This is a genomic window from Pseudomonas sp. 8(2025), from assembly GCF_052665325.1.
Window position 1 is genome coordinate 149,362 of record NZ_JBQOIE010000015.1, and the last position, 20,587, is coordinate 169,948.

The window sequence follows — 20,587 nt, forward strand, 5'->3', positions numbered from 1 at the left end:
GCTCACAGGGCGTCACCCGCCGTGAAGAATTGCCGCCCATCGCTCTTGAGCAGATCCAACAGGGCCTGGGCTGCGGGCGACAGGTAGCCTTCGGCGCGTACCAGCACCACGATGCTGCGGCGCATGCAGGTTTGCGCCAGGGGCACTTCCCGCAGGTGGGCGATGCCCTTGAAGTCGTCCAGGGTTTCCCGGGCCAGAAAACTCAGCAGCCCGGTCTTGGCGATCAGCCGCGGCAACAGGGAGATGGTGTTGGTCTCTATCTGCACCGAGGGCAGCGGCAGTTCATGGCTCTGGAACACGTTGTCGATCCAGCGTCGCGCCGACACCCGGGTGCCCGGCAGCACCCAGCGGTAGGCGCACAAGTCGCGCAGGCGCATGGGCGTGGCGAATATCGGGTGGTCGCGGCTGGCCACCACCACCGCCCGGTCTTCGAACAGGGTGTGGTGGCTCAGGTGCGGGTCGCCTTCGAACATCGGGCAGATGACCATGTCCAGGCGCCCGGAGCGCAGGGACTCGCGCAACAGGTCGTCCTGGCCGATCACCAGGTTCAAGGTGATGTCCGGCGCCCGCTCCAGCAAGGTGGCGGTCATCTGCGGCAGCAGGTGTTCGGCCATGCTGGCGGCGCAGCCCAGGCGGATGTTGCCGAGCACGCCGCTGGCGAAGTCCCGCACCTCGCGGTGGGTCTCGGCGATGTTCTGCTGCAGTTGCCGGCTGCGCCGCTGCAGCAACTCACCCACGGCGGTGAGCTTGATGCCGCGGCCTTCACGCTCGAACAGCTTGGTGCCGAAGGACTCCTCCAGGCGCTGGATGCTCTTGGTCAGCGCCGGCTGGCTGCGGTTGAGCTTCTGCGCCGCCCGGCCCAGGTGGCCGAGCTCGGCGATGGTGTCGAAATAGGTCAGGTCGCGCAGGTCCATGATCGATCAACAATAGTTATGAGTTGATCACAATTAGAAACTGGACTTGATCAATCGCGCTATCAATAATTTGCTCCGGCGCAGGTTTTACCGCTCCCGCAACAGGAGTGGCCAGCGTCTTGGAGAGTCGTCCCTTGTCGCCATCGCTTCGTCTATCCCTGAATACCTGGCCCCAGGCGCTGCAATGGCCGGCCTGGCTGTTGCTGGCCGGCATAAGCGGCCAGTTGCTCAAGTACCTGGAGATTCCCGCCGGGCAGTTTCTCGGGCCGATGCTCACGGCGATCCTGTTTGGCGTGTGCGGTGCCAGCATCCGCGTGCCGCGCCTGGCGTTTCGCCTGGGCCAGGGCTCGGTGGGCATGCTCGCCGCCCACTCCATGACCCTCGCCGTGCTCACGGCCATGCTCCAGTCCTGGCACGTGATGCTGGTGGCCACCCTGCTCACCGTCAGCCTCAGCGCCCTGGTGGGCCTGGTGCTGGTGCGCTTCGGCGCGATTGCCGCCAGCACCGCGGCCTGGGGCACGGCGCCCGGTGCGGCCTCGGCCATGGTGTCGATGGCCGACGAGTTCGGCGCCGACTCACGGGTGGTGGCCACCATGCAATACGTGCGGGTGGTGTGCGTGGTGATGGTCGGGGCCCTCGTCAGCCACTGGATCGGCGCTCCGGCCAGCGGCAGCGAGGCCCACGCCAGCCAGATGGCCCTGCACGGCATGAGCCTGCCGAATGTTGGCCTGAGCATCGTGGCGATCGTCTGCGGTGTGCTCCTGGGTTCGCGGGTGCCTGCCGGGGCCCTGCTGGTGCCGCTGCTGCTGGGCGGCGCGCTGCAGGTCAGCGGGCTGTTGCAGATCAGCCTGCCGTCCTGGCTGCTGGCCTGCGCCTACGGCGCCATCGGCGGCTATATCGGCCTGCGCTTCGACCGCCCGACCCTGAGCTATGTGTTCGGCCACCTGCCGGCGATGATCGGCGGCGCCCTGCTGCTGATCGCCCTCTGTGCCCTCTCTGCCTGGGGGCTGGCCCTGTGGATGGGCAAGGACTTTCTCTCGGTCTACCTGGCCACCAGCCCCGGCGGCCTGGACGCCATGGCGATCATCGCGGTGGACACCCATTCGGATGTCGGCCTGGTGCTGGCGATGCAGACCCTGCGCCTGTTCGCGGTGATTGTCAGCGGCGCGTTTTTCGCCCGGCTGATCATCAAGTGGTCGCGATAGGTGCCGGAGCAAGCTCCCCTGCCCCCCCCTTACAGTGCTTGCCCTTGATTGATCGGCATCAGCACCCAAGGCACATTTTTTTAACAACCTGAAATAGTAAATCCAAGCGGTGTGAAACCTGCCCCTGCTCGCCGCCAGCCTTCCAGGCTGGGGCTTTGCACGGATTCCACCGCCTCTTGGGGGCGATTCGCAAAGCCTGACCCCAGGTCTTTCCTTGACGATTAAGAAACGTCTTGCCGTCAGCTCTTGTTAAGATCGCGCACATTTGCGTGAAGATTTGATGACAGGCAGGTTATTTGTGAAGTTGATCCGTCGTTGCCTACAACACCCTCTTGCACCCCTGTGCGCCCTGTTCGGCCTGCTGTTGCTGCTGCCCATGGGCGCGCGCCTGGCCCTGGGCTGGTCCAACCCGCTGGGCTATCTGTCGGACCTGGCCAGCGCCAGCCTGCTGACCGTACTCCTGTACCGCCGGCCCTGGTGGCTGGCGCTGCCGGTGCTGCTGGTCTGGGCCCTGCTGACCCTGGTCAGCGCCGAGCTGGTAAGCGCCGTGGGACGCATGCCCAACCTCGCCGACCTGCACTACCTGGTGGACCCGCAGTTTGTCGGCAACTCCACCGGCGGCGGCCTGACCCACCCGGACCTGGGCCTGGCGCTGTTGCTGGGGCTGGTGCTGTGGCTGGTGGTCCAGCGCGCCCACCGCGGGGTGCGCCCCCCGGCACTGCCGCGCCATAGCTGGAGCCTGCCGGTGCTGTTGCTGGTGGCTCACGGCGGCATCCAGTACCTCAAGCCCAGCGAAGCCGACCAGTGGCAACTGTTCAACCTGCCCCACCAGGCCCTGGCCACTGCCACCGGCCAGGCGCAGATGCAGGTGGAGGACTGGCTGCAAGGCGACGTCGCCGATGCCCCACCGCCCATGGCCGGGCTCACCCGCCTGGACCTGGAAGGCCAGCCGCTGCTGCCCAGCGCAGGCCGCGCGCGTAACGTGCTGCTGATCACCCTCGAAGGTATTCCCGGTGCCTATATCCGCACCAACCGCGAAGCCCTGAACAGCCGCTACCAGGAAGACCTGATGCCCAAGCTCAGCGCCTGGGCCGAGCGCGGCATGAACACCCCGGACTACGTGCTGCACAGCCACCAGACCATCCGCGGCCTGTACGCCATGCTCTGCGGCGACTACGACAAGCTCGACAACGGCACCCCCAAGGGCGTCGAGATGCTCACCCAGAGCCAGCGCAACCAGGCCTGCCTGCCGGCGCAGATGCACAAGTTCGGTTTCAACACCCACTACCTGCAGGGCGCCGGCCTGCGCTTCATGGCCAAGGACAAGATCATGCCGCACATCGGCTTCGATTCGACCCATGGCCTGGAGTGGTTCAAGAACGACAACTACCTGGAGTTCCCCTGGGGCAAGGACGACAAGGCCTTCTTCGAAGGCGCCCTGGGCTACGTCGACCAGCTGAAGAAGAACAAGAAGCCGTGGATGCTCACCCTGCTGACCGTCGGCACCCACCAGCCCTACTCGGCGCCCGAGGACTACCTGGAACGCTATGAGACGCCGAAGCAGGCCGCCGTGGGCTACCTGGACGACGCCATCGACCAGTTCCTCACGGGCCTGGAGCGCAAGGGCGTGCTCAAGGACACCCTGGTGATCATTACCTCCGATGAGTCCCACGGCATCGACGGCGTGCGCCTGGCTTCGTCCTGGGGCTTCAACCTGATGCTCGCCCCGGACCAGGACCTGCTGCCCCATCTCAAGTCCGGCACCTACGGCCACGTCGACCTCAGCGCCTCGGTGCTGGACTACTTCGGCCTGCCGGTGCCCGCCAGCCTCAGCGGCCGCTCGCTGTTGCGCGACTATGCCCAGGGCCGGGAAATCATGTCCTACACCAACGGCAAGCTGCGCTACCACGATGGCCAGGGCACCTTCACCGAGTGCGACTTCCAACAGCGCTGCCGCTACTACGCCAGCCCCGGTTTCATCGCCGACAGCGCCAGCCTGCAAGGCCAGTACGGCGGCCTGCGGGCCCGGCAGATCAGCGCGCGTGCGGCGAACCTGGACCGCAGCCTGCTGCAGTCGCCGCTGAACCAGCACTACCAGTTCGGCAGCCCGGCGATCATCCCGCTGCAGGCACAGATCAAGGACGACTGGGCCGACAACCTGATCGGCGCCCAGTACCTGGAAATGCCCAAGGGCTCCCAGACCCGGGTGCGCTTCACCGTGCGCTCCGCCGACCCGCAGCAAAATGCCTACATCCTGCTCAAGGGCAAGGAACTGGAACAGGACGTGCCCCTGGGCCTGCCTGAAGAAATGCTGGTCACACCCGACCAGCCGTTGCAGATGGACTTCAGCTTCGACAACCCGGAAACCCGCAAGGCCTTCTCCTTCCACCTGCTGGGCTATGGCCTGGGGGCGGTGGAAGTCAGCGACTTCAGCGTGATCACCGAGTTGCCGGGGCAGACCGAAAGCGTCGACCCCGAAGAAGACAGCAACGCCCACTCCAGCTGACCCCTGCCGCACGCCGAGCCGCCCCCCTTGGGGCGATGCTCGGCGCGCCCTTCTGCCTGCCCCGCAAAAATATTTTCCTGTACATGAAACTTTTTTTGTACAGGAAAAGTCGGACCATTGATGTCATTTAAACATCATTGAGCTATCACGCTGCCTCATCGAGGCACGCCCCTGTGAAGCATTCAGTCAACGGTTTAGGAGCGGTCCTTCCTATGTTTTCCAATCTGAGCATTTCGCAAAAGCTCTATGCCGGTTTCGGCGTCGTCCTGCTGATCCTCCTGCTGCTGGTGCTGGCGGCCCTGCGCGGCTTCGATCAAGTCAGCAGCAGCGTCAAAAGCACCATCCACAGCCATGAAGTGCTGAACCAGTCCGACGCCCTCTTGCGCAGCCTGATCAATATCGAGACCGGCATGCGCGGTTATGCCCTGACCGGTCGCGACAGCTTCCTCGAACCTCTGGAACAAGGCGAAAAAGCCTTTACCGACTACTACGCCCGGATCAAGAGCAGCACCGCCGACAACCCCGAGCAGCAGGCGCGCCTGGAGCGACTCAAGGCCCTGCACGACCAGTGGCTGCGCGAGGACATCCAGGGCAACCTGGCCCTGCGCCGGGCGATCAATGCCGGGACTCAGCCGGCCACCGCCATGGCCGAGCAGATCAGCGCCGGCCGCGACAAGGCCAAGATGGACGCCATGCGCCAGCTCACCAGTGAGTTGCGCGAAGCGGAAAAAAGCCTGCAGGACGCCCGCAGCCAGGCCATGGACAACGCCAAGGCTTCGGCCCTGGCGATCCTGCTCGGCGGCGGCATGCTGGCGGCACTGCTGGCCATGCTCGTTGCCTGGTCGCTGTCGAGCAACCTGGTGGGACGCATCCGCCAGTCCGTGGAAGTGGCCGAGGCCATCGCCGCCGGCCACCTGGACAACCGCATCAGCACCCAGGGGCGCGATGAAGTCAGCGAGCTGCAGCAGGCTTTCGCCGCCATGCAGGAGCGCCTGCGGTCGATGATCAGCCAGATCAAGCTGGGAGCCGAGCAACTGGTGAGCGCCTCCCAGAGCATTTCCAGTGCCTCGCTGCAGCTCTCGGCATCGGCCCAGGAACAGTCCCACTCGGCCTCATCCATGGCCGCCACGGTGGAAGAACTGACGGTGAGCATCAACCATGTGGCGGACAACGCCGGGGACGCTCATGCCCTGTCCAGCGAATCCGGGCGCCAGTCCGAGGAAGGCGGCAGCGTGATCCAGGACACCCTGGGCAGCATGCGCCTGATCGCCGAGACCGTGCAGGCTTCGGCCACCCAGATCGGTGAACTGGGCCAGCATGCCGAACAGATCTCCAGCATTGTCAGTGTGATCAAGGGCATTGCCGAGCAGACCAACCTGCTGGCCCTCAATGCGGCCATCGAGGCCGCCCGGGCCGGCGAGCAAGGCCGTGGCTTTGCCGTGGTCGCCGATGAAGTGCGCCTGCTGGCCCAGCGCACGGCCAATTCGACCCAGGAGATCACCGAGATGGTCGACAAGATCCAGCTGGGCACCCGGGAAGCGGTGAGCAGCATGGACGTCGGAGTCAATCAGGTGAAAAGCGGCGTCGAACAGGCCCAGCAGGCCGGCGAAGCCATCGTCAATATCCGCACCTCCTCCGGCAATGTGGTGCGGGTGGTGGACCAGATCTCCCTGGCCCTGCGGGAACAGACCGCCGCCAGCCAGGATGTGGCGCGCAACGTCGAGCGCATTGCCCAGATGTCCCAGCAGAACAGCCAGGCGGTGGAGGAAACCACCGAGACCGCCCGTTCCCTGCAGCAACTGGCGCAGAACCTGGAACAGCAGGTGAACGTGTTCAGGCTCTAGGGCTGGCCGGCTGAAGGGCTCGGGCTCGGGCACGCACCAGCATCAGGCTCAGCCCCGCCCCCAGCAGCAGGACCGCAATCAGCATCAGCCAGGCGCTGGCAAAACCCGCCGCGCCCTGTTGCACGGTACCGAACAGTACCGGCCCGAGGGCGAACCCGGCGAAGAAGCCCGCCGAAAGTAGGCCCGAGGCCGAGGCTGGGCTGCCAAAGGCCGGATCGCGCAGCAGCATGCTCATGGCGATGGCATTGGTGGCCACGGCGGTCAAGCCCATGCCCAGGGTGCCGAACCACAAGGGCCAGTGCGCCTGGGGCGTGGCCTGGGCAGTCACCGCCAGGGCCAGGCTGGCAAGGAGCAATAACGTCAGCAGCAACCAGGATTCCTCGGCCATACGTGCTGCCAGTGGCGTCAACAAGGTCCGGGCCAGGATGCCCATGACCCCGAACCCGGCGACCATGGCTCCGGTCTCGCCGACCGCCATCCCTTGGCGAGCCGCGAATACCCCAAGAAAGGTCACGAAGGACGAGAGCACCAGGCCGACACACAACTGCACGCTCAGCAGCAGCGCCAGCCGTGAATTCGGCCGGGGAATCTTCAGGCTCATGGTCTTGCCCGCTGCGCTGCCCGCCGCCACCTTTGGCCCCCACAGGGCCAGCAGCAAGGTCGGCAGGAGCAGGCAGGCCAGGGCCGCGCGCCAACCCAGAGACCCGGCCAGAGGCGGCAGCAACAGGCCGGCGATCAGCGCGGACAGCTGCACCCCAGACTGTTTCAGCCCCACCACCGCGGCCTTGCTACGAGCCTCGACACACTCGGACACCAGCAGATTGGTCACCGGGTTGGCCAGGGCCTGGGCCACTCCGCAGATCGCCAGGGCCAGCAGCACCCCGGCAAATCCCGGCAGGCTGACCAGCAGGCCATACCCCGCCAGGGTCGCCCAGAACAGCAAGGCCAGGGCCCGCCGAGTGCCGAGCCGGTTCACCAGCGGCCCCGCCCACAAAGACAGCAATGCCGCCAGGCCAAAAGCGCTCATCACCAGCCAGCCCAGCCAGTGGGGCGCCACCCCAAGATCAGCGATCAGCAAGGGCCCGAGGGTGCCGATGGCGTAGAAGATCAGCATCGGCAGACCCATGGCACACACCAGTACCGTGCGCAGCCAGAGCCCCCGGGGACCGGCGGTTTTCAAGTTCTGCAGGTTCATTGCTTGCTCCTTTGCAGGTGGGGCGCCGCAAGATTGCGAGGCTCGCCCCTGCTTGGGAAACAGCTTACTTTTTAGCGAGAATGCTTATCATGCGTGTTCATATGGGAAACGGATCCATTCCCATGGCAAACGCAGAACATCCATTGCAGGAGCGCGAACATGGCCGTTGCACCCGGTTCTTCCCAGTCCTATCGCTTGCCGTGCCACGCACCACGCGAGCACAGCCAGGCCCCGGGCGGCGGGTCACGCCAGCAGTTGCCCGAGATTCTGGGCGATTGCCATTTCGAGAGCCTGCCCTTGGCTCAGGGCCTGACCCTGGTGCGCTCGCGCTATCACCCCAATCGCCCCTTGATCGAGGAGGCCAGCAGTTGCCACGCAGGCCGCTTACTGGTGATCACCTGCGCCCTGCAAGGTACTTCGGGCTACCTGGATGCCAAGGGTTCGAGCCTGGCGTTTCGCGCCGGACACACCACCGTCACCGCCTTCCAGGCCAGCCGAGGCGAACGCCGTTATGGCGCCAATGAAACGGTGGCGCAACTGCGCCTGCTGGTGGGCGAAGCCCTGCTCCAGCAGTACCTGGGGCCCGCCCGGGCCTGTGAGTTGCTGGGCCAGGACGCCTTGCAACTGCTGGCCTGCGGGCCCACTTCCCGGGCCAGTGCCGGCCATCTCAGTGCACTGGCCCAACCCTTGGGCCTGCAACAGCCACCGACGCTGGAGCTGCATATCCACGCCCTGAGCCTGCTGTCCTTGCAATTGCAGGCCCTGGCACCCGCCCCTGCCGTCCCGGGCCGGCGCCTGAAGGCCGCCGAACTTGAACGGCTGCAGCGGGTGCGCGACCTGATGTTCGAGCAGATGCACCAGCCCTTGACCGTGGCCTACCTGTGCGCCGCTGTGGGTCTCAACGAGTTCAAGCTCAAGCAGGGCCTGCGCGAGCACTACCACACCACGCCGCAGCGCATGCTCCTGGAAATCCGCATGGGCCATGCCCACCGCCTGCTGGAGGGCGGGTGCCAGGTGGCCCAGGCGGCCTATCAGGTGGGCTACCGCTTTCCCGGCAATTTCAGTGCGGCCTTTACCCGGTTCTATGGCAAGCCACCCAAGTCGGTGTTCGGTCCCCGGCGCTGAACCTTGGGTAAAACACTGGCGCCGCGAGGGCTTTGCGTCTATTTCTGGTAGGCGTCCCTGGCCACTGGAAACGAGTGCAGCCCATGATCGACCGCCCTACTGCCCCTCCGTTCGAACAACTCGCCGCCGCCATGCACGGCAAGCCGTTCATGGTCCTCACCGGCGCCGGTATCAGCACCCCGTCGGGGATCCCCGACTATCGCGACAGCGAAGGCGTGCGCCGCGGCAAGCAGCCAATGATGTACCAGGAGTTCGTCAGCGAGGCCAACGCCCGTCGGCGCTACTGGGCCCGGGCCATGCTCGGCTGGCCGCGCATTCGCCAGGCCCGGCCGAATGCCGCGCACCAGGCGTTGGCGCAGCTGCAGGCCGCAGGCCGGATCGCCGGGGTGATCACTCAGAATGTCGATGCCCTGCACGACGAGGCCGGCAGCCTGGAGGTCATCGAGCTCCACGGCAGCCTGCAGCGGGTCTTGTGCCTGGACTGCGGCCAGCGCAGCCAGCGGGAGGCCATCCAGCAGCAACTGGAGGCGCACAACCCTTACCTGGCCGGCGTTGACGCGGTGCAGGCGCCGGACGGCGACACCCTGCTGGACCCGGCCTTCGAGGAACGCTTCCAGGTGCCCCATTGCCCCTACTGCAATGGCTCGCGATTGAAACCCGATGTGGTGTTCTTCGGCGAGAACGTGGCCGCGGCCACCGCGGCCCGGGCCTTGAGCGCCGTGCACGAAGCCGCAGGCCTGCTGGTGGTGGGTTCGTCGCTGATGGCCTATTCGGCGTTCCGCCTGTGCCGCGCCGTGGCCGAGCAAGGCAAGCCGCTGCTGGCCATCAACTTCGGCAAGACCCGCGCCGACGAGCTGCTGGACCTCAAGCTCGGCGAGCCCTGTGACCTGTTGCTGCCCCAGTTGGCCGAACGCCTGCTGCGTTGAGCCTCAGAGTAGCGCCAGGCGCTGGCCGAGGTTTTCCTCGCGCAGGATGTCGAACAGCGCCTGGGCCGCGGTGGACAGCTCGTCCCCCGGCTTGGTCAGTACACCAATGGCCCGCTCCACCACCGGATCGTGCAGGGTCAGGCAGTGCCCGCCCAGCTCGCGCATCTGCTGGGCGCACAACGCCGGCACCGCACTCACCCCCAGGCCGCTGGCGACCATGCGCCCCACGGTCGCCAACTGGTGGCTTTCAAACTCCACCGGCAGTTGCACGCCCCGTGCCCGCAGGTGATCTTCGAGCATCACCCGCACCGTGGACGGCCGCTGCAAGGTGATGAAGGGCTCCTGCAACAGCGCCTGCCAGTCGATCTCGCTGCGCCGGGCCAGGGGCGAATCCCGGGGCACCACGGCGACAAAGCGGTCGATGTACAGCGGGGTGAACACCAGCGAGGTGCTGTCCTGGGGCTCGAACGCCACCCCCAGCTCCACCTCGCGATCACGGACCATCTCCAGCACCTGCTCGTTGACCACGTCGTTGACCGTGACGTTGACCTGGGGATAGCGGGCCCGAAAGTGCTTGAGGATCGGCGGCAGCAGGTTGCCGGCAAAGGACGGCATCGCCGCCAGGGTCACCCGGCCTCGCTGCAGGGTGAAACGCTGGCGCAGTTCGTCCTCGGCGTTGTCCCAGTCGGCGATCAGACGCCGCGCCAGGGGCAGCAGGGCCTCGCCTTCCGGGGTCAGGGCCACATTGCGCGTATTGCGCGTGAACAGGCGCCCACCCAGGCCTTCCTCCAGCGCCTTGATCGTCAGGCTCAGGGCCGACTGCGACAGGTGCAGCCGTTCGCAGGCCAGGGCAAAGCTCAAACTGTGGGCCACGGCCAGAAATGCCCGTATCTGTTTAACCGTCATCTGCCATTCTCTTGGGTGTATGCCGCCCTGGATTATGCTGCTTTTCCAATCAATCAACCTTAAAAATCAACTTAACAAATCAATCCCGCGGCGCAACACTGGCCCGCAAACGGCTGGCCAGCCGCCAACGAACAAGAAAGAGGAAGGTGCAAATGGCAGGTTTCGACAAGCGCGTGGCGTCCTACGAGGAAGCCCTGGAAGGTCTGCAAGACGGCATGACCGTGATCGCCGGCGGCTTCGGCCTGTGCGGTATCCCCGAAAACCTGATCGCCGAGATCAAGCGCCGCGGTACCCGCGACCTGACCGTGGTGTCCAACAACTGCGGGGTCGACGGTTTCGGCCTGGGCGTGCTCCTGGAAGACCGCCAGATCAGCAAGGTGATCGCTTCCTACGTGGGTGAAAACGCCCTGTTCGAGAAGCAGTTGCTCAGCGGCGAGATCGAAGTGGTACTGACCCCCCAGGGCACCCTGGCGGAAAAAATGCGCGCCGGCGGCGCCGGGATCCCGGCCTTCTTCACCGCCACCGGCGTCGGCACCCCGGTGGCCGACGGCAAGGAAACCCGCGAATTCAAGGGCCGCACCTACCTGATGGAAGAGTCCATCACCGGTGACTTCGCCATCGTCAAGGGCTGGAAGGCCGACCACTTCGGCAACGTGGTCTACCGCCACACCGCGCAGAACTTCAACCCCCTGGCGGCCACCGCCGGCAAGATCACCGTGGTCGAAGTGGAAGAAATCGTCGAACCGGGCGAGCTGGACCCGACGCAGATCCACACCCCCGGCATCTACGTCGACCGGGTCATCTGCGGCACCTTCGAGAAGCGCATCGAACAGCGCACCGTGCGCAAGTGATCGCCCTTCCCCAGCCCGACTAAAAGGACAACAAACATGGCTCTTACCCGCGAACAAATGGCTCAGCGCGTCGCCCGCGAACTGCAGGACGGCTTCTACGTCAACCTTGGCATCGGCATCCCGACCCTGGTGGCCAACTACATCCCCGACGGCATGGAAGTCATGCTGCAGTCGGAAAACGGCCTCCTGGGCATGGGCGCCTTCCCCACCGAGGACGAAGTCGACGCCGACATGATCAACGCCGGCAAACAGACGGTGACCGCGCGCATCGGCGCCTCGATCTTCTCGTCCGCCGAATCCTTCGCGATGATCCGCGGCGGCCATATCGACCTGACCGTGCTTGGCGCCTTCGAAGTGGACGTGCAGGGCAACATCGCCTCCTGGATGATCCCCGGCAAGCTGGTCAAGGGCATGGGCGGCGCCATGGACCTGGTGGCCGGTGCCGAGAACATCATCGTCACCATGACCCACGCCTCGAAAGACGGCGAATCCAAATTGCTCAGCCGTTGCAGCCTGCCGCTGACCGGCGCCCAGTGCATCAAGCGCGTGCTCACCGACCTTGCGTACCTGGAGATCGAGAACGGCGCCTTCATCCTCAAGGAACGCGCCCCCGGGGTCAGCGTCGAGGAAATCGTCAGCAAGACCGCCGGCAAGCTGATCGTGCCGGACCACGTGCCTGAAATGCAGTTCGCCTGAGGAGCCCCATCATGCAAGACGTCGTAATCGTTGCCGCCACCCGCACCGCCGTGGGCAGTTTCCAGGGCTCCCTGGCGAACATTCCCGCCGTTGACCTGGGCGCCGCGGTCATCCGCCAATTGCTGGCCCAGACCGGCATCGACCCGGCCCAGGTCGACGAAGTGCTCATGGGCCAGGTGCTCACCGCCGGCGCCGGGCAGAACCCCGCCCGCCAGGCCGCGATCAAGGCCGGCCTGCCCCACGCGGTACCCGCCATGACCCTGAACAAGGTCTGCGGCTCCGGCCTCAAGGCCCTGCACCTGGGCGCCCAGGCCATCCGCTGCGGCGATGCCGAGGTGATCATCGCCGGCGGCCAGGAAAACATGAGCCTGTCCAACTACGTGCTGCCCGGCGCCCGCACCGGCCTGCGCATGGGCCACAGCCAGATGGTCGACTCCATGATCAGCGACGGCCTGTGGGACGCCTTCAACGACTACCACATGGGCATCACCGCCGAGAACCTGGTGGAGAAATACGGCATCAGCCGTGAAGCCCAGGACGCCTTCGCCGCCGCTTCCCAACAGAAAGCCGCAGCGGCCATCGAGGCCGGGCGCTTTGTCGACGAGATCACCCCGATCCAGATTCCCCAACGCAAGGGCGAGCCGCTGACCTTCGCCACCGACGAGCAGCCGCGCCCCGGCACCACCGCCGAAGCCCTGGCCAAGCTCAAGCCGGCGTTCAAGAAAGACGGCAGCGTCACCGCCGGCAACGCCTCGGCGCTGAACGACGGCGCTGCCGCGGTGATGCTGATGAGCGCCAGCAAGGCCCGGGCCCTGGGCCTGCCGGTGCTGGCAAAAATTGCTGCCTACGCCAACGCCGGCGTCGACCCGGCGATCATGGGCATCGGCCCGGTCTCGGCCACCCGCCGCTGCCTGGACAAGGCCGGCTGGACCCTGGACCAGCTGGACCTGATCGAAGCCAACGAAGCCTTCGCCGCGCAGTCGCTGTCGGTGGCCAAGGAGCTGGAATGGGACGCCAGCAAGGTCAACGTCAACGGCGGTGCGATCGCCATCGGCCACCCGATTGGTGCATCGGGCTGCCGGGTGCTGGTGACCCTGCTGCATGAAATGATCAAGCGTGATGCCAAAAAGGGCCTGGCGACCCTGTGCATCGGCGGCGGCCAGGGCGTGGCCCTGGCGATCGAGCGCTAACCTCCGCGCAAAACCGCCCTCCTTGTAGGAGCTGGCTTGCCAGCGAAGGCGCCCGTGAGAGCGCCTTCGCCAGCAAGCTGGCTCCTACGGGCAAGGCGTGCGCAGGATGGTCTTTGCCAGCGAGTTTTTCCCGCTATGCCAGGTCCAGCTGTACGCCATCCACGGCACCATCGACTGTCCATTGGCGGGCCCAGTCGCTGTCTTGAACCACACTGCTATGGCCCCGGTAGACGACGCTCAACTGGGCAGCCTGGGCAGCATTGGCATTGCAGATCAGATACAGGTCGGCACTGGCATCCGCTTGCAGGACATAAAGAACCACGTTGCCCTGGGCAGGTATGTTGACGTTGGCCAGGTTGTTGCCCTGGGCGGTATTCCTGATGGCGACTTGCTGCGCAGCGGCGGTGTTGTTGCGTGCGTGAATGGCAATAGGCATTTTATTTGACTCCAGAACTGGTCAGGGGGTTGAGTCGCTACGGTCCGGGCCTGCACCTGAGGCTTGCCACAAGATCAGCCGACCGCAGGGCTATCCTCGGTAACTGTCTGCCGCCATACGAGAGGGACATGTTTCCCTGAAGCGCCAACGCGCCCTCTTCACCAACAAGCTGAACATTGGGCCACGCCCCCCCCATCAGCCTGAGCGATTCACCCCTTGCCCTCCCTGCACTATCCGCCCGACCTGCTCTTGCAGTGCCTTGGCCTGGGTGCGCAGGGCTTCACTGAAACCCTCGACAAAACTCGACGAGGGCCGGTAATCCGGGCGGATCAGCATCACCCGATAGGGCACCGACAGCTGCAACGGCCGGATCGCCAGGCCGCGCCCGGCCTCTTCCATGGCACTCAAGGGATTGATGATCGCCACCCCGAGCCGCTGGCGCACCATGGCGCACACCGAAGCTGCGTTGGTGGTTTCCACAACTATCCGGCGATCCACCCCGGCCTGGCGAAAATGCTCATCCAGGGTCTGGCGGTAGATATCCAGGCCCGAGAGGTTGATGAAGTCCTGGCCGCGAAAATCCGCAAGCGCCAGCCGTGGCCTGGCCAGCAGCGGATGGTCGTCCGCGAGGATGCAGACCATGTCGGCGCAGAACAGCAGTTCGCCCTGGGTGCCCCGGGGCAGGTGCTCGCTTTCGGTCAGGCCCAGGTCATGGCGCTGGGCACTGAGGGCCTCTTCCAACAGCGGCGATTCCTGGGCGGTGATGCTCAGGCCGATGCCCGGGTGCTGCGCCTGGAACTGCTTGCACACCGGCGGCAGCAGGGTCTGGGAGAACAGCGGCAGGCAGCTCAGGCTCAACTGGCCGTGCTCGAAACGGCGGATCGACTGGGCCACGCTGTTGATCCGCTCCAGCCCCACATAGGCCCGCTCGACTTCCTCCAGCAACAGCAGGGCCTGGGCCGTGGGCAGCAGGCGCCCGCCTTCACGATCGAACAGGCGCAAGCCGGAAAGCGTTTCCAGCCGGGCCAGCTCGCGACTCACGGTGGGCTGCGAAGTAAACAGCAGGCGCGCGGCGCCGGTGACGCTGCCGGCCTGCATGATGGCGCGGAACACTTCGATGTGCCGCAGGGAGATGTCCATGGCGGGAAACTCGCTTAATCAACCAGCCCATATCAAATATGAATATCTTGGCAAAGAATAGATATTTTCTTGAATAGCCACCAACGGGCATGCTGCCTCCATTCCCACTGATCACAGATTGCATTCGCCATGGCCATTCCATTTTCCCCCGCTCAACTTGTCGCCGCCGCCCGCCAGTACGGCACTCCACTGTGGTGCTATGACGCCGCCACCATCCAGGCGCGCATCGCCCAGTTGCAGGCGTTCGACGTGGTGCGCTACGCCCAGAAGGCCTCGTCCAACCTGCACCTGCTGCGCCTGATCCGCGAGGCCGGGGTACGGGTCGATGCGGTGTCCCTGGGGGAAATCGAACGCGCCCTGCTGGCCGGCTTCAGCCCGGTGGATGCCGGCATCGTCTTCACCTGCGACCTGTTCGACGAGGCCACCCTGGCCCGGGTGGTGGAACTGCAGGTGGAAGTCAACGCCGGCTCCATCGACATGCTCCGCCAGTTGGGGGAGAAATCCCCGGGGCACCGGGTCTGGCTGCGGATCAACCCGGGCTTCGGCCACGGCCACAGCCGCAAGACCAACACCGGTGGCGAAAACAGCAAGCACGGCATCTGGCACGACCAGATGAGCGAAGCCCTGGCGGTGATCCGCCAGCATGGCCTGCACCTGGTGGGCCTGCACATGCACATCGGCTCCGGGGTCGACTACGACCACCTGGAACAGGTGGGCGCAGCCATGGTGGCGGCGGTGAAATCCCTGGACCACGACCTCGAGGCCTTCTCCATCGGCGGCGGCCTGTCCACCCCCTACCGCGAGGGCGACACCCCGGTGGACGTGCAGCGTTACGCCAATGCCTGGAAAGTGGCGCGCCAGGAGATCGAGGCCTACCTGGGCCACGGCGTGCGCATGGAGATCGAACCGGGGCGCTTCCTGGTGGCCGAGGCCGGCTGCCTGGTCAGCGAAGTGCGGGTGGTGAAGACCGCCGGCCAGCATCACTTCGTGCTGGTGGATACCGGGTTCAACGACCTGATGCGCCCGGCCATGTACGGCGCCTACCACGGCATGAGCCTGCTGGACGCCGCCGGCCACCCGGTGGAGCGCCCGCAACAGCTGACCGTGGTCGGCGGCCCGCTGTGCGAGTCCGGCGACATCTTCACCCAGGACGACGAATGCCTGACCCCGCGCCCCCTGCCCCAGGCCCGGGTCGGCGACCTGCTGGTACTGCACGACACCGGCGCCTATGGCGCCAGCATGTCCTCCAACTACAACAGCCGCCCGCTGCTGCCGGAGGTGCTGTTCGAGAACGGCCAGCCGAAACTGATCCGCCGCCGCCAGCCACTGGCGGACCTGCTGGCGCTGGAACTGGGGCTGTAAGCCGCCCCTGGGTACTGACCGGCAAAGGGACACAGGGCACCCAGGCCCTGTGTTCGCCCAACCGTGTGTTCGAGGCGTCCCCCTGCCCTGGCAGCACTGAAAGTGCTTGTCCAGCCCGTTCCGTGGACAACGCTCCCCCCTTGAACTAAGAGTTAGGAGCCAGGAGTTCCTGGGCAAGGGAGAGCGCCATGTGCGAAGCAGACAAGGGCAAGAAAGAGCCTGGCAAGAGCGAGGGCGGCAGCGGGCTCACCTCGATCCTCAACCTCATTCCCAGCGTCTATTACGATCTGATTGCGCGGATCTGCCCGGGCATGGCGTTCTGGATCGTCCTGGCCTTCAAGTACCCCCACGAACAGCTGCAACCCCCCGATATTCTCGGCGGCGCCCTGTTGTTCGTGCTGATCATCCTCAGCTACGTGTCCGGTATCGTCTTCACCGGCTTCGCCCCGCTCTGGGACTGGCTATCCATCGCTACGCTGAACCGCTTCAGGTTCCTGGCGGCGCTGGTAGGCCTGGCAGACGCCCCGGCATTCTCCAGCTTCGCCAGGTGGAAGGCGGTGACCAGGCAACTGGATGAAGTCATCCAGGCAGATGACGGCGCCGGCAAGACCCTGGTCAAGGCGATGGCGGAGGTCAGCCTCTGCCAGAACCTGTTGACCGGCTTTATCGCCCTGGCCCTGATCGAAATCGGCTTCAGCGCCTGTGGGGCGCTGTCCATGGTCCAGCATCCCTGGTTCAACGGCTTTAGCGCCCTGGCCCTGCTCGTGGCGATGTACATGCGCCAGATGATGTTTCTCGGGCGGGTGAGCCATCTGCACCAACTCCATGTGACAGGCCACTAGAGCAGGTGCGCCCAGGGCCAGCCCCGCTACCAGGGCATCAGTTGCAGCCGCTCCGGCTGGTCGTTGACGCTAGCGTCCTGCTTGCTGTCACCAGGCGCACAAGCGATCCAACTGGCCGGGTTCGGCCGGGTGCAGTGAAGGTCGGCCCAGCAGGTGGTTGTCCTGCAAGGCGCCGGGCACATCATCGACAAAGCGCTGGGTACGGGTATCCAGCACGAAGAACGGATAGTTGGAACAGGAAAAGTCGTAGAACAGCTGCTTGACCGAACGGTGCTTGAGGTACTGATCGTTGCCGGACATCGCACGGTTCTGCACATGGCTGTCCTCGAAGCGCGGCCCATGGCTCCATTGGTAGCTCATGTAGGCGCCCATCGCCCAGTTGAACAGGGTGCGCTTGCTACCGTTCTTGTCGATGCGGTCCTGTGTTCAGTTGTCCTCGATCTCGTGGTCGTCGAGGATCATGTAGGTGGGTTTGTGCGCCAGCAGACGACTGATGAAGGGCGAGCCGGCCTCCTCGGACAGCCGGTTGCGCCCGGCGCTGAGCAAGGCCAGCAGCATCAGCAGCGCCGCCACGCCAAAGGTCCAGTGCATGCCGCGGGACACGGCCTCGACGCCGGCCTGCGGCCCCGAGCCCCAGGCGAACAGTGCGCCCATGGCCGCCGCGCCACTGATCAGCCCGAGGTTGCGCGACAGGCTCAGCAACCCCGCCGTCAGCCCGCGCTGCTGCGGCGCCACATCACGCATCACCAGGCTGTTGTTGGCCGCCTGGAACAGCGCGTAGCTGGCGGTGACCAGGGCCAGCGGCAGCAGGTAGCCTGCCAGCCCCAGGCTCCGGGGCAGCAGCGCCAGCAGGCCCAGGCCGCCACACAACCCCAGCAGGCCGAGCCGGGACAGCGGCCGGGCACCGTAACGGTCCACCAGTCGCCCGGCGGGGGCGCCGCACAGGGTCGCCACCAGCGGCCCCAGGGACAGGCTCAGACCCACTGCCAGGCTCCCGAGCCCCAGCCCCCGGGCCAGGTAGAACGGCCCCACCACCAGGGTGGTCATGATCACCGTCGACACCAGCAGGCTCAGCCACAGGCTGCTGCACAGTTGTGGCCGGCGCAGCAGGGCCGGCTGGAACAGCGGCGCGGCGGCCCGGCGCTCGACACGCACCAAGAGCGCGACCCCGACCACGCTGGCCACCAGCAGGCCCAGGTTCAACGGCGCCAGCAAGTTGTGCCCCAGGGTCAGGGCCAGGGCATAGGCGCCCAGGCTCAACGCCAGCAGCAGGCTGCCCGGCACATCGAAGGCACTGGCCGACGCCACAGGCCGGTCCGGCGGCAGGCAACGCCAGGCCAGTAACAGCGCCACCAACCCCAGGGGCACATTGACCAGGAACATCCAGCGCCAGCCGACGCTGGCCAGTATCAGGCCGCCGAGGGCCGGGCCCAGGGTGGTGCCCAGGGCCGACATACTGCCCAGCCAGCCCATCGCGGCCCCGGTGCGGGCCTTGGGCAGCGCGTCACCCACCAGGGCCATGCTCAGGGCCAGCATTACCGCCGCCCCCAGGCCTTGCAGCGTGCGGGCCGCCAGCAGCCAGCCCAGGCCAGGGGCCAGGCCGCAACACAGCGAGGCCAAGGTGAACAGGGCGATCCCCGCCAGCAGCGCCCGACGCCGGCCCCACTGGTCCCCCAGGCGCCCGGCGCTGGCGATCAGGGTGGTGATGGCCAGCAGGTAGGCCAGGACAATCCATTGCACCTGCTGGAACGACGCCTCAAGGGTCTGGGCCAGGCTCGGCAGCGCGGCATTGGCGATGCTGGTGTCCAGGGACGGCATCAGCATCGCCAGCGACAGGCTGGCCAGGGCCCAGCGCGCACGGGGCGCCAGGGCTTCCTGGGGGGTGGCTTGGGACTCGGGAATGGGCATCGCACAGGCTCCGGCAAGGTGATGCCCGCCAGCCTAGGGCCAGCCGTGACCAGGCGGAAGGCGCAGCCTTTGCAGTTAATTGATGCATTCAACGCCATGCCAGCTGCCTGCGTGCTACATTGCGCCGATGTCGACTCCCGATCTGAACCTGCTGCTGACCCTGGACGTACTGCTGGCCGAAGGCAGCGTGGCGCGGGCTGCCCAGCGCCTGCATCTGAGCCCCTCGGCCATGAGCCGGGCGCTGGCCCGCCTGCGCCAGGCCACCGGCGACCCGCTGCTGGTGCGCGCCGGGCGCGGCCTGGTGCCCACCCCTCGGGCCCTGGAGCTGCGCCAGCGCATCGGCCAACTGGTGGCAGACGCCCAGGCCGCCCTGCGCCCGGCCGAGCAGATCGACCTTGGCCGCCTGCAGCGCACCTTCACCCTGCGCAGCCGTGATGGTTTCGTCGAGAATTTCGGCCCGGCGCTGGTCAGTCGCCTGCGGGCTGAAGCGCCCGGGGTGCGGGTGCACTTCGTACCCAAGCTGGACCGCGACAGCCAGCCCCTGCGCGATGCCAGCGTCGACCTGGAAACCGCGGTGATCGACGCCGACACCAGCCCCGAGTTGCGCACCCGGGCGCTGTTTCGCGATCGCTTTATCGGCGTGGTGCGCGCCGGCCACCCCTTGAGCCGGGGGCCGGTAAGCCTGGATGCCTACGTGGCTGGCGAACATATCCTCGCCGCCCACCAGGGCCATGCTCATGGGCGCATGGACGAGGCCCTGAAAGCCCTGGGCCTGGAACGGCAGATCGTCACCCTGGTCAGCGGTTTTTCCGCCGCCCTGGCCCTGGCCCGGGGTTCGGACCTGATCGCCATGGTGCCCGAGCGCCACACCAGCAACCTGCGGCACGGCCTGCACGGTTTCAGCCTGCCGGTGCCCCTGCCGGAAATGACCATCTCCCTGCTCTGGCACCCGCGCATGGAGGCTGACCCGGCCCATCGCTGGTTGCGCCAGGTGGTGCATGAGCTGTGCAGCCAGAGCGCCGTCCCCGACCATCAGCCCGGCTGATCCACAACTTCATTAGCGAGATCCTGCATGTCTTCCAGCTCCCTGCGCCTGCTCTCCCTGAATCACCTGCCCGCTGCCGCCGCGTTGCTCTGGGGACTGTCCCTGGCAATCGTCCGGGCCTGGCAACCGATAGATTATTTCTGGGAGAACTTCGCCGCCTACTGGCTGCCCCAGGGGCTGATTCTCGGCCTGCTGTTGTGCACCCGGCCCACGCCGGCGCTGTTCACCGGGGTGGCCCTGGCCCTGGCCGCGCACCTGCAACTGTTCTGCCTGTGGATCAGTTCCCCGGAAGGCGCCTTGGGCTGGCTGTTCTATCTGTTCGACTTTCCCGGCGCGCTGATCGGCGCCGCCATCGCCCGCTTCCTGGCCACGCGCGTGGCTCCCGGCAAGCCGTTGATCAATGGCCTGCTGGGGCTCGGCTGGGTGTCGTTGGGGCTGTTGCTGAACTTCAAGCTGATGATGTACAGCCAGATCTGAAACGGGCCGGCGAATGCGG

The 20,587-nt window shown here is 66.2% G+C and carries 19 protein-coding genes; 12 read left to right on the plus strand and 7 right to left on the minus strand.

The genetic code is table 11. From position 1 onward, the window contains the following. Nucleotides 1–2 precede the first annotated feature (2 nt). Nucleotides 3–914: a LysR family transcriptional regulator gene (locus ACUXVH_RS25515; RefSeq protein WP_011060629.1), complete on the minus strand. Its 912-nt coding sequence runs from the start codon at nucleotides 912–914 to the stop codon at nucleotides 3–5. Nucleotides 915–1,048: 134 nt separating this feature from the next. Here ACUXVH_RS25515 and ACUXVH_RS25520 point away from each other — a divergent pair, with 134 nt between their 5' ends. The 3 genes from ACUXVH_RS25520 to ACUXVH_RS25530 all read left to right on the plus strand — a co-directional run bounded on the left by ACUXVH_RS25520 (nucleotide 1,049) and on the right by ACUXVH_RS25530 (nucleotide 6,469). Further along, on the plus strand, nucleotides 1,049–2,119 hold the full coding sequence (locus tag ACUXVH_RS25520; RefSeq protein WP_041752151.1) for an AbrB family transcriptional regulator: 1,071 nt from the start codon (nucleotides 1,049–1,051) through the stop codon (nucleotides 2,117–2,119). 280 nt (nucleotides 2,120–2,399) lie between these two features. Continuing rightward, complete coding sequence (locus tag ACUXVH_RS25525; RefSeq protein WP_065363683.1) at nucleotides 2,400–4,625, plus strand: LTA synthase family protein; 2,226 nt, start codon at nucleotides 2,400–2,402, stop codon at nucleotides 4,623–4,625. A gap of 212 nt (nucleotides 4,626–4,837) precedes the next feature. Further along, nucleotides 4,838–6,469 (plus strand): methyl-accepting chemotaxis protein, encoded by a 1,632-nt coding sequence (locus ACUXVH_RS25530; RefSeq protein ID WP_019092913.1) that lies wholly within the window; start codon nucleotides 4,838–4,840, stop codon nucleotides 6,467–6,469. Here the strand turns inward: ACUXVH_RS25530 and ACUXVH_RS25535 are convergent. Further along, on the minus strand, nucleotides 6,459–7,664 hold the full coding sequence (locus tag ACUXVH_RS25535) for an MFS transporter (protein ID WP_065363682.1): 1,206 nt from the start codon (nucleotides 7,662–7,664) through the stop codon (nucleotides 6,459–6,461). The genes ACUXVH_RS25530 and ACUXVH_RS25535 overlap by 11 nt on opposite strands. A 159-nt stretch (nucleotides 7,665–7,823) precedes the next feature. On the opposite strand from ACUXVH_RS25535, the gene ACUXVH_RS25540 reads away from it, so the two are divergent. After that, nucleotides 7,824–8,789 carry a helix-turn-helix transcriptional regulator gene (locus ACUXVH_RS25540; protein WP_065363681.1) on the plus strand — a complete coding sequence of 322 codons (966 nt, stop codon included), beginning with the start codon at nucleotides 7,824–7,826 and terminating at the stop codon, nucleotides 8,787–8,789. Nucleotides 8,790–8,872: 83 nt separating this feature from the next. Continuing rightward, the gene (locus ACUXVH_RS25545) at nucleotides 8,873–9,715 is read left to right on the plus strand and encodes an NAD-dependent protein deacetylase (RefSeq protein WP_065363680.1); all 843 of its coding nucleotides are present in this window, start codon (nucleotides 8,873–8,875) and stop codon (nucleotides 9,713–9,715) included. Between the two features lie 3 nt (nucleotides 9,716–9,718). Here the strand turns inward: ACUXVH_RS25545 and ACUXVH_RS25550 are convergent, their stop codons facing one another. Next, nucleotides 9,719–10,621 carry a LysR family transcriptional regulator gene (locus ACUXVH_RS25550; protein ID WP_015635104.1) on the minus strand — a complete coding sequence of 301 codons (903 nt, stop codon included), beginning with the start codon at nucleotides 10,619–10,621 and terminating at the stop codon, nucleotides 9,719–9,721. A gap of 152 nt (nucleotides 10,622–10,773) precedes the next feature. On the opposite strand from ACUXVH_RS25550, the gene ACUXVH_RS25555 reads away from it, so the two are divergent. Genes ACUXVH_RS25555 through ACUXVH_RS25565 form a run of 3 tightly spaced genes read left to right on the plus strand, consistent with a single transcriptional unit; the run spans nucleotide 10,774 to nucleotide 13,358 of the window. Next, nucleotides 10,774–11,472 carry a CoA transferase subunit A gene (locus tag ACUXVH_RS25555; protein WP_011060621.1) on the plus strand — a complete coding sequence of 233 codons (699 nt, stop codon included), beginning with the start codon at nucleotides 10,774–10,776 and terminating at the stop codon, nucleotides 11,470–11,472. A gap of 36 nt (nucleotides 11,473–11,508) precedes the next feature. Beyond that, nucleotides 11,509–12,168: a CoA transferase subunit B gene (locus ACUXVH_RS25560; protein ID WP_011060620.1), complete on the plus strand. Its 660-nt coding sequence runs from the start codon at nucleotides 11,509–11,511 to the stop codon at nucleotides 12,166–12,168. Nucleotides 12,169–12,179: 11 nt separating this feature from the next. Then, nucleotides 12,180–13,358 carry an acetyl-CoA C-acetyltransferase gene (locus tag ACUXVH_RS25565; RefSeq protein ID WP_077935048.1) on the plus strand — a complete coding sequence of 393 codons (1,179 nt, stop codon included), beginning with the start codon at nucleotides 12,180–12,182 and terminating at the stop codon, nucleotides 13,356–13,358. Nucleotides 13,359–13,491: 133 nt separating this feature from the next. Here the strand turns inward: ACUXVH_RS25565 and ACUXVH_RS25570 are convergent, their stop codons facing one another. Beyond that, a complete protein-coding gene (locus tag ACUXVH_RS25570) occupies nucleotides 13,492–13,794 on the minus strand; it encodes a hypothetical protein (RefSeq protein WP_065363589.1) in 303 nt (100 codons plus the stop codon). Between the two features lie 195 nt (nucleotides 13,795–13,989). After that, complete coding sequence (locus tag ACUXVH_RS25575) at nucleotides 13,990–14,934, minus strand: LysR family transcriptional regulator (RefSeq protein WP_015635101.1); 945 nt, start codon at nucleotides 14,932–14,934, stop codon at nucleotides 13,990–13,992. Nucleotides 14,935–15,063: 129 nt separating this feature from the next. On the opposite strand from ACUXVH_RS25575, the gene lysA reads away from it, so the two are divergent. Together lysA and ACUXVH_RS25585 are read left to right on the plus strand one after the other, a co-directional pair. Beyond that, the gene (gene lysA, locus ACUXVH_RS25580; RefSeq protein WP_011060616.1) at nucleotides 15,064–16,296 is read left to right on the plus strand and encodes a diaminopimelate decarboxylase; all 1,233 of its coding nucleotides are present in this window, start codon (nucleotides 15,064–15,066) and stop codon (nucleotides 16,294–16,296) included. Between the two features lie 188 nt (nucleotides 16,297–16,484). Continuing rightward, nucleotides 16,485–17,138 carry a hypothetical protein gene (locus ACUXVH_RS25585; protein ID WP_065363588.1) on the plus strand — a complete coding sequence of 218 codons (654 nt, stop codon included), beginning with the start codon at nucleotides 16,485–16,487 and terminating at the stop codon, nucleotides 17,136–17,138. 87 nt (nucleotides 17,139–17,225) lie between these two features. On the opposite strand, the gene ACUXVH_RS25590 is transcribed toward ACUXVH_RS25585, so the two are convergent. Further along, entirely contained in the window at nucleotides 17,226–17,498 is a 273-nt protein-coding gene (locus tag ACUXVH_RS25590; protein ID WP_230493592.1) for a hypothetical protein, read from the minus strand. A 66-nt stretch (nucleotides 17,499–17,564) separates the two neighbouring features. Continuing rightward, nucleotides 17,565–19,046 (minus strand): MFS transporter, encoded by a 1,482-nt coding sequence (locus ACUXVH_RS25595; protein ID WP_065363587.1) that lies wholly within the window; start codon nucleotides 19,044–19,046, stop codon nucleotides 17,565–17,567. Nucleotides 19,047–19,173: 127 nt separating this feature from the next. Between ACUXVH_RS25595 and ACUXVH_RS25600 the strand changes: the two genes are divergently transcribed. Beyond that, entirely contained in the window at nucleotides 19,174–20,091 is a 918-nt protein-coding gene (locus ACUXVH_RS25600) for a LysR family transcriptional regulator (RefSeq protein ID WP_065363586.1), read from the plus strand. 27 nt (nucleotides 20,092–20,118) lie between these two features. Beyond that, nucleotides 20,119–20,568: a hypothetical protein gene (locus tag ACUXVH_RS25605; RefSeq protein ID WP_015635096.1), complete on the plus strand. Its 450-nt coding sequence runs from the start codon at nucleotides 20,119–20,121 to the stop codon at nucleotides 20,566–20,568. The last annotated feature ends 19 nt before the right edge of the window (nucleotides 20,569–20,587 follow it).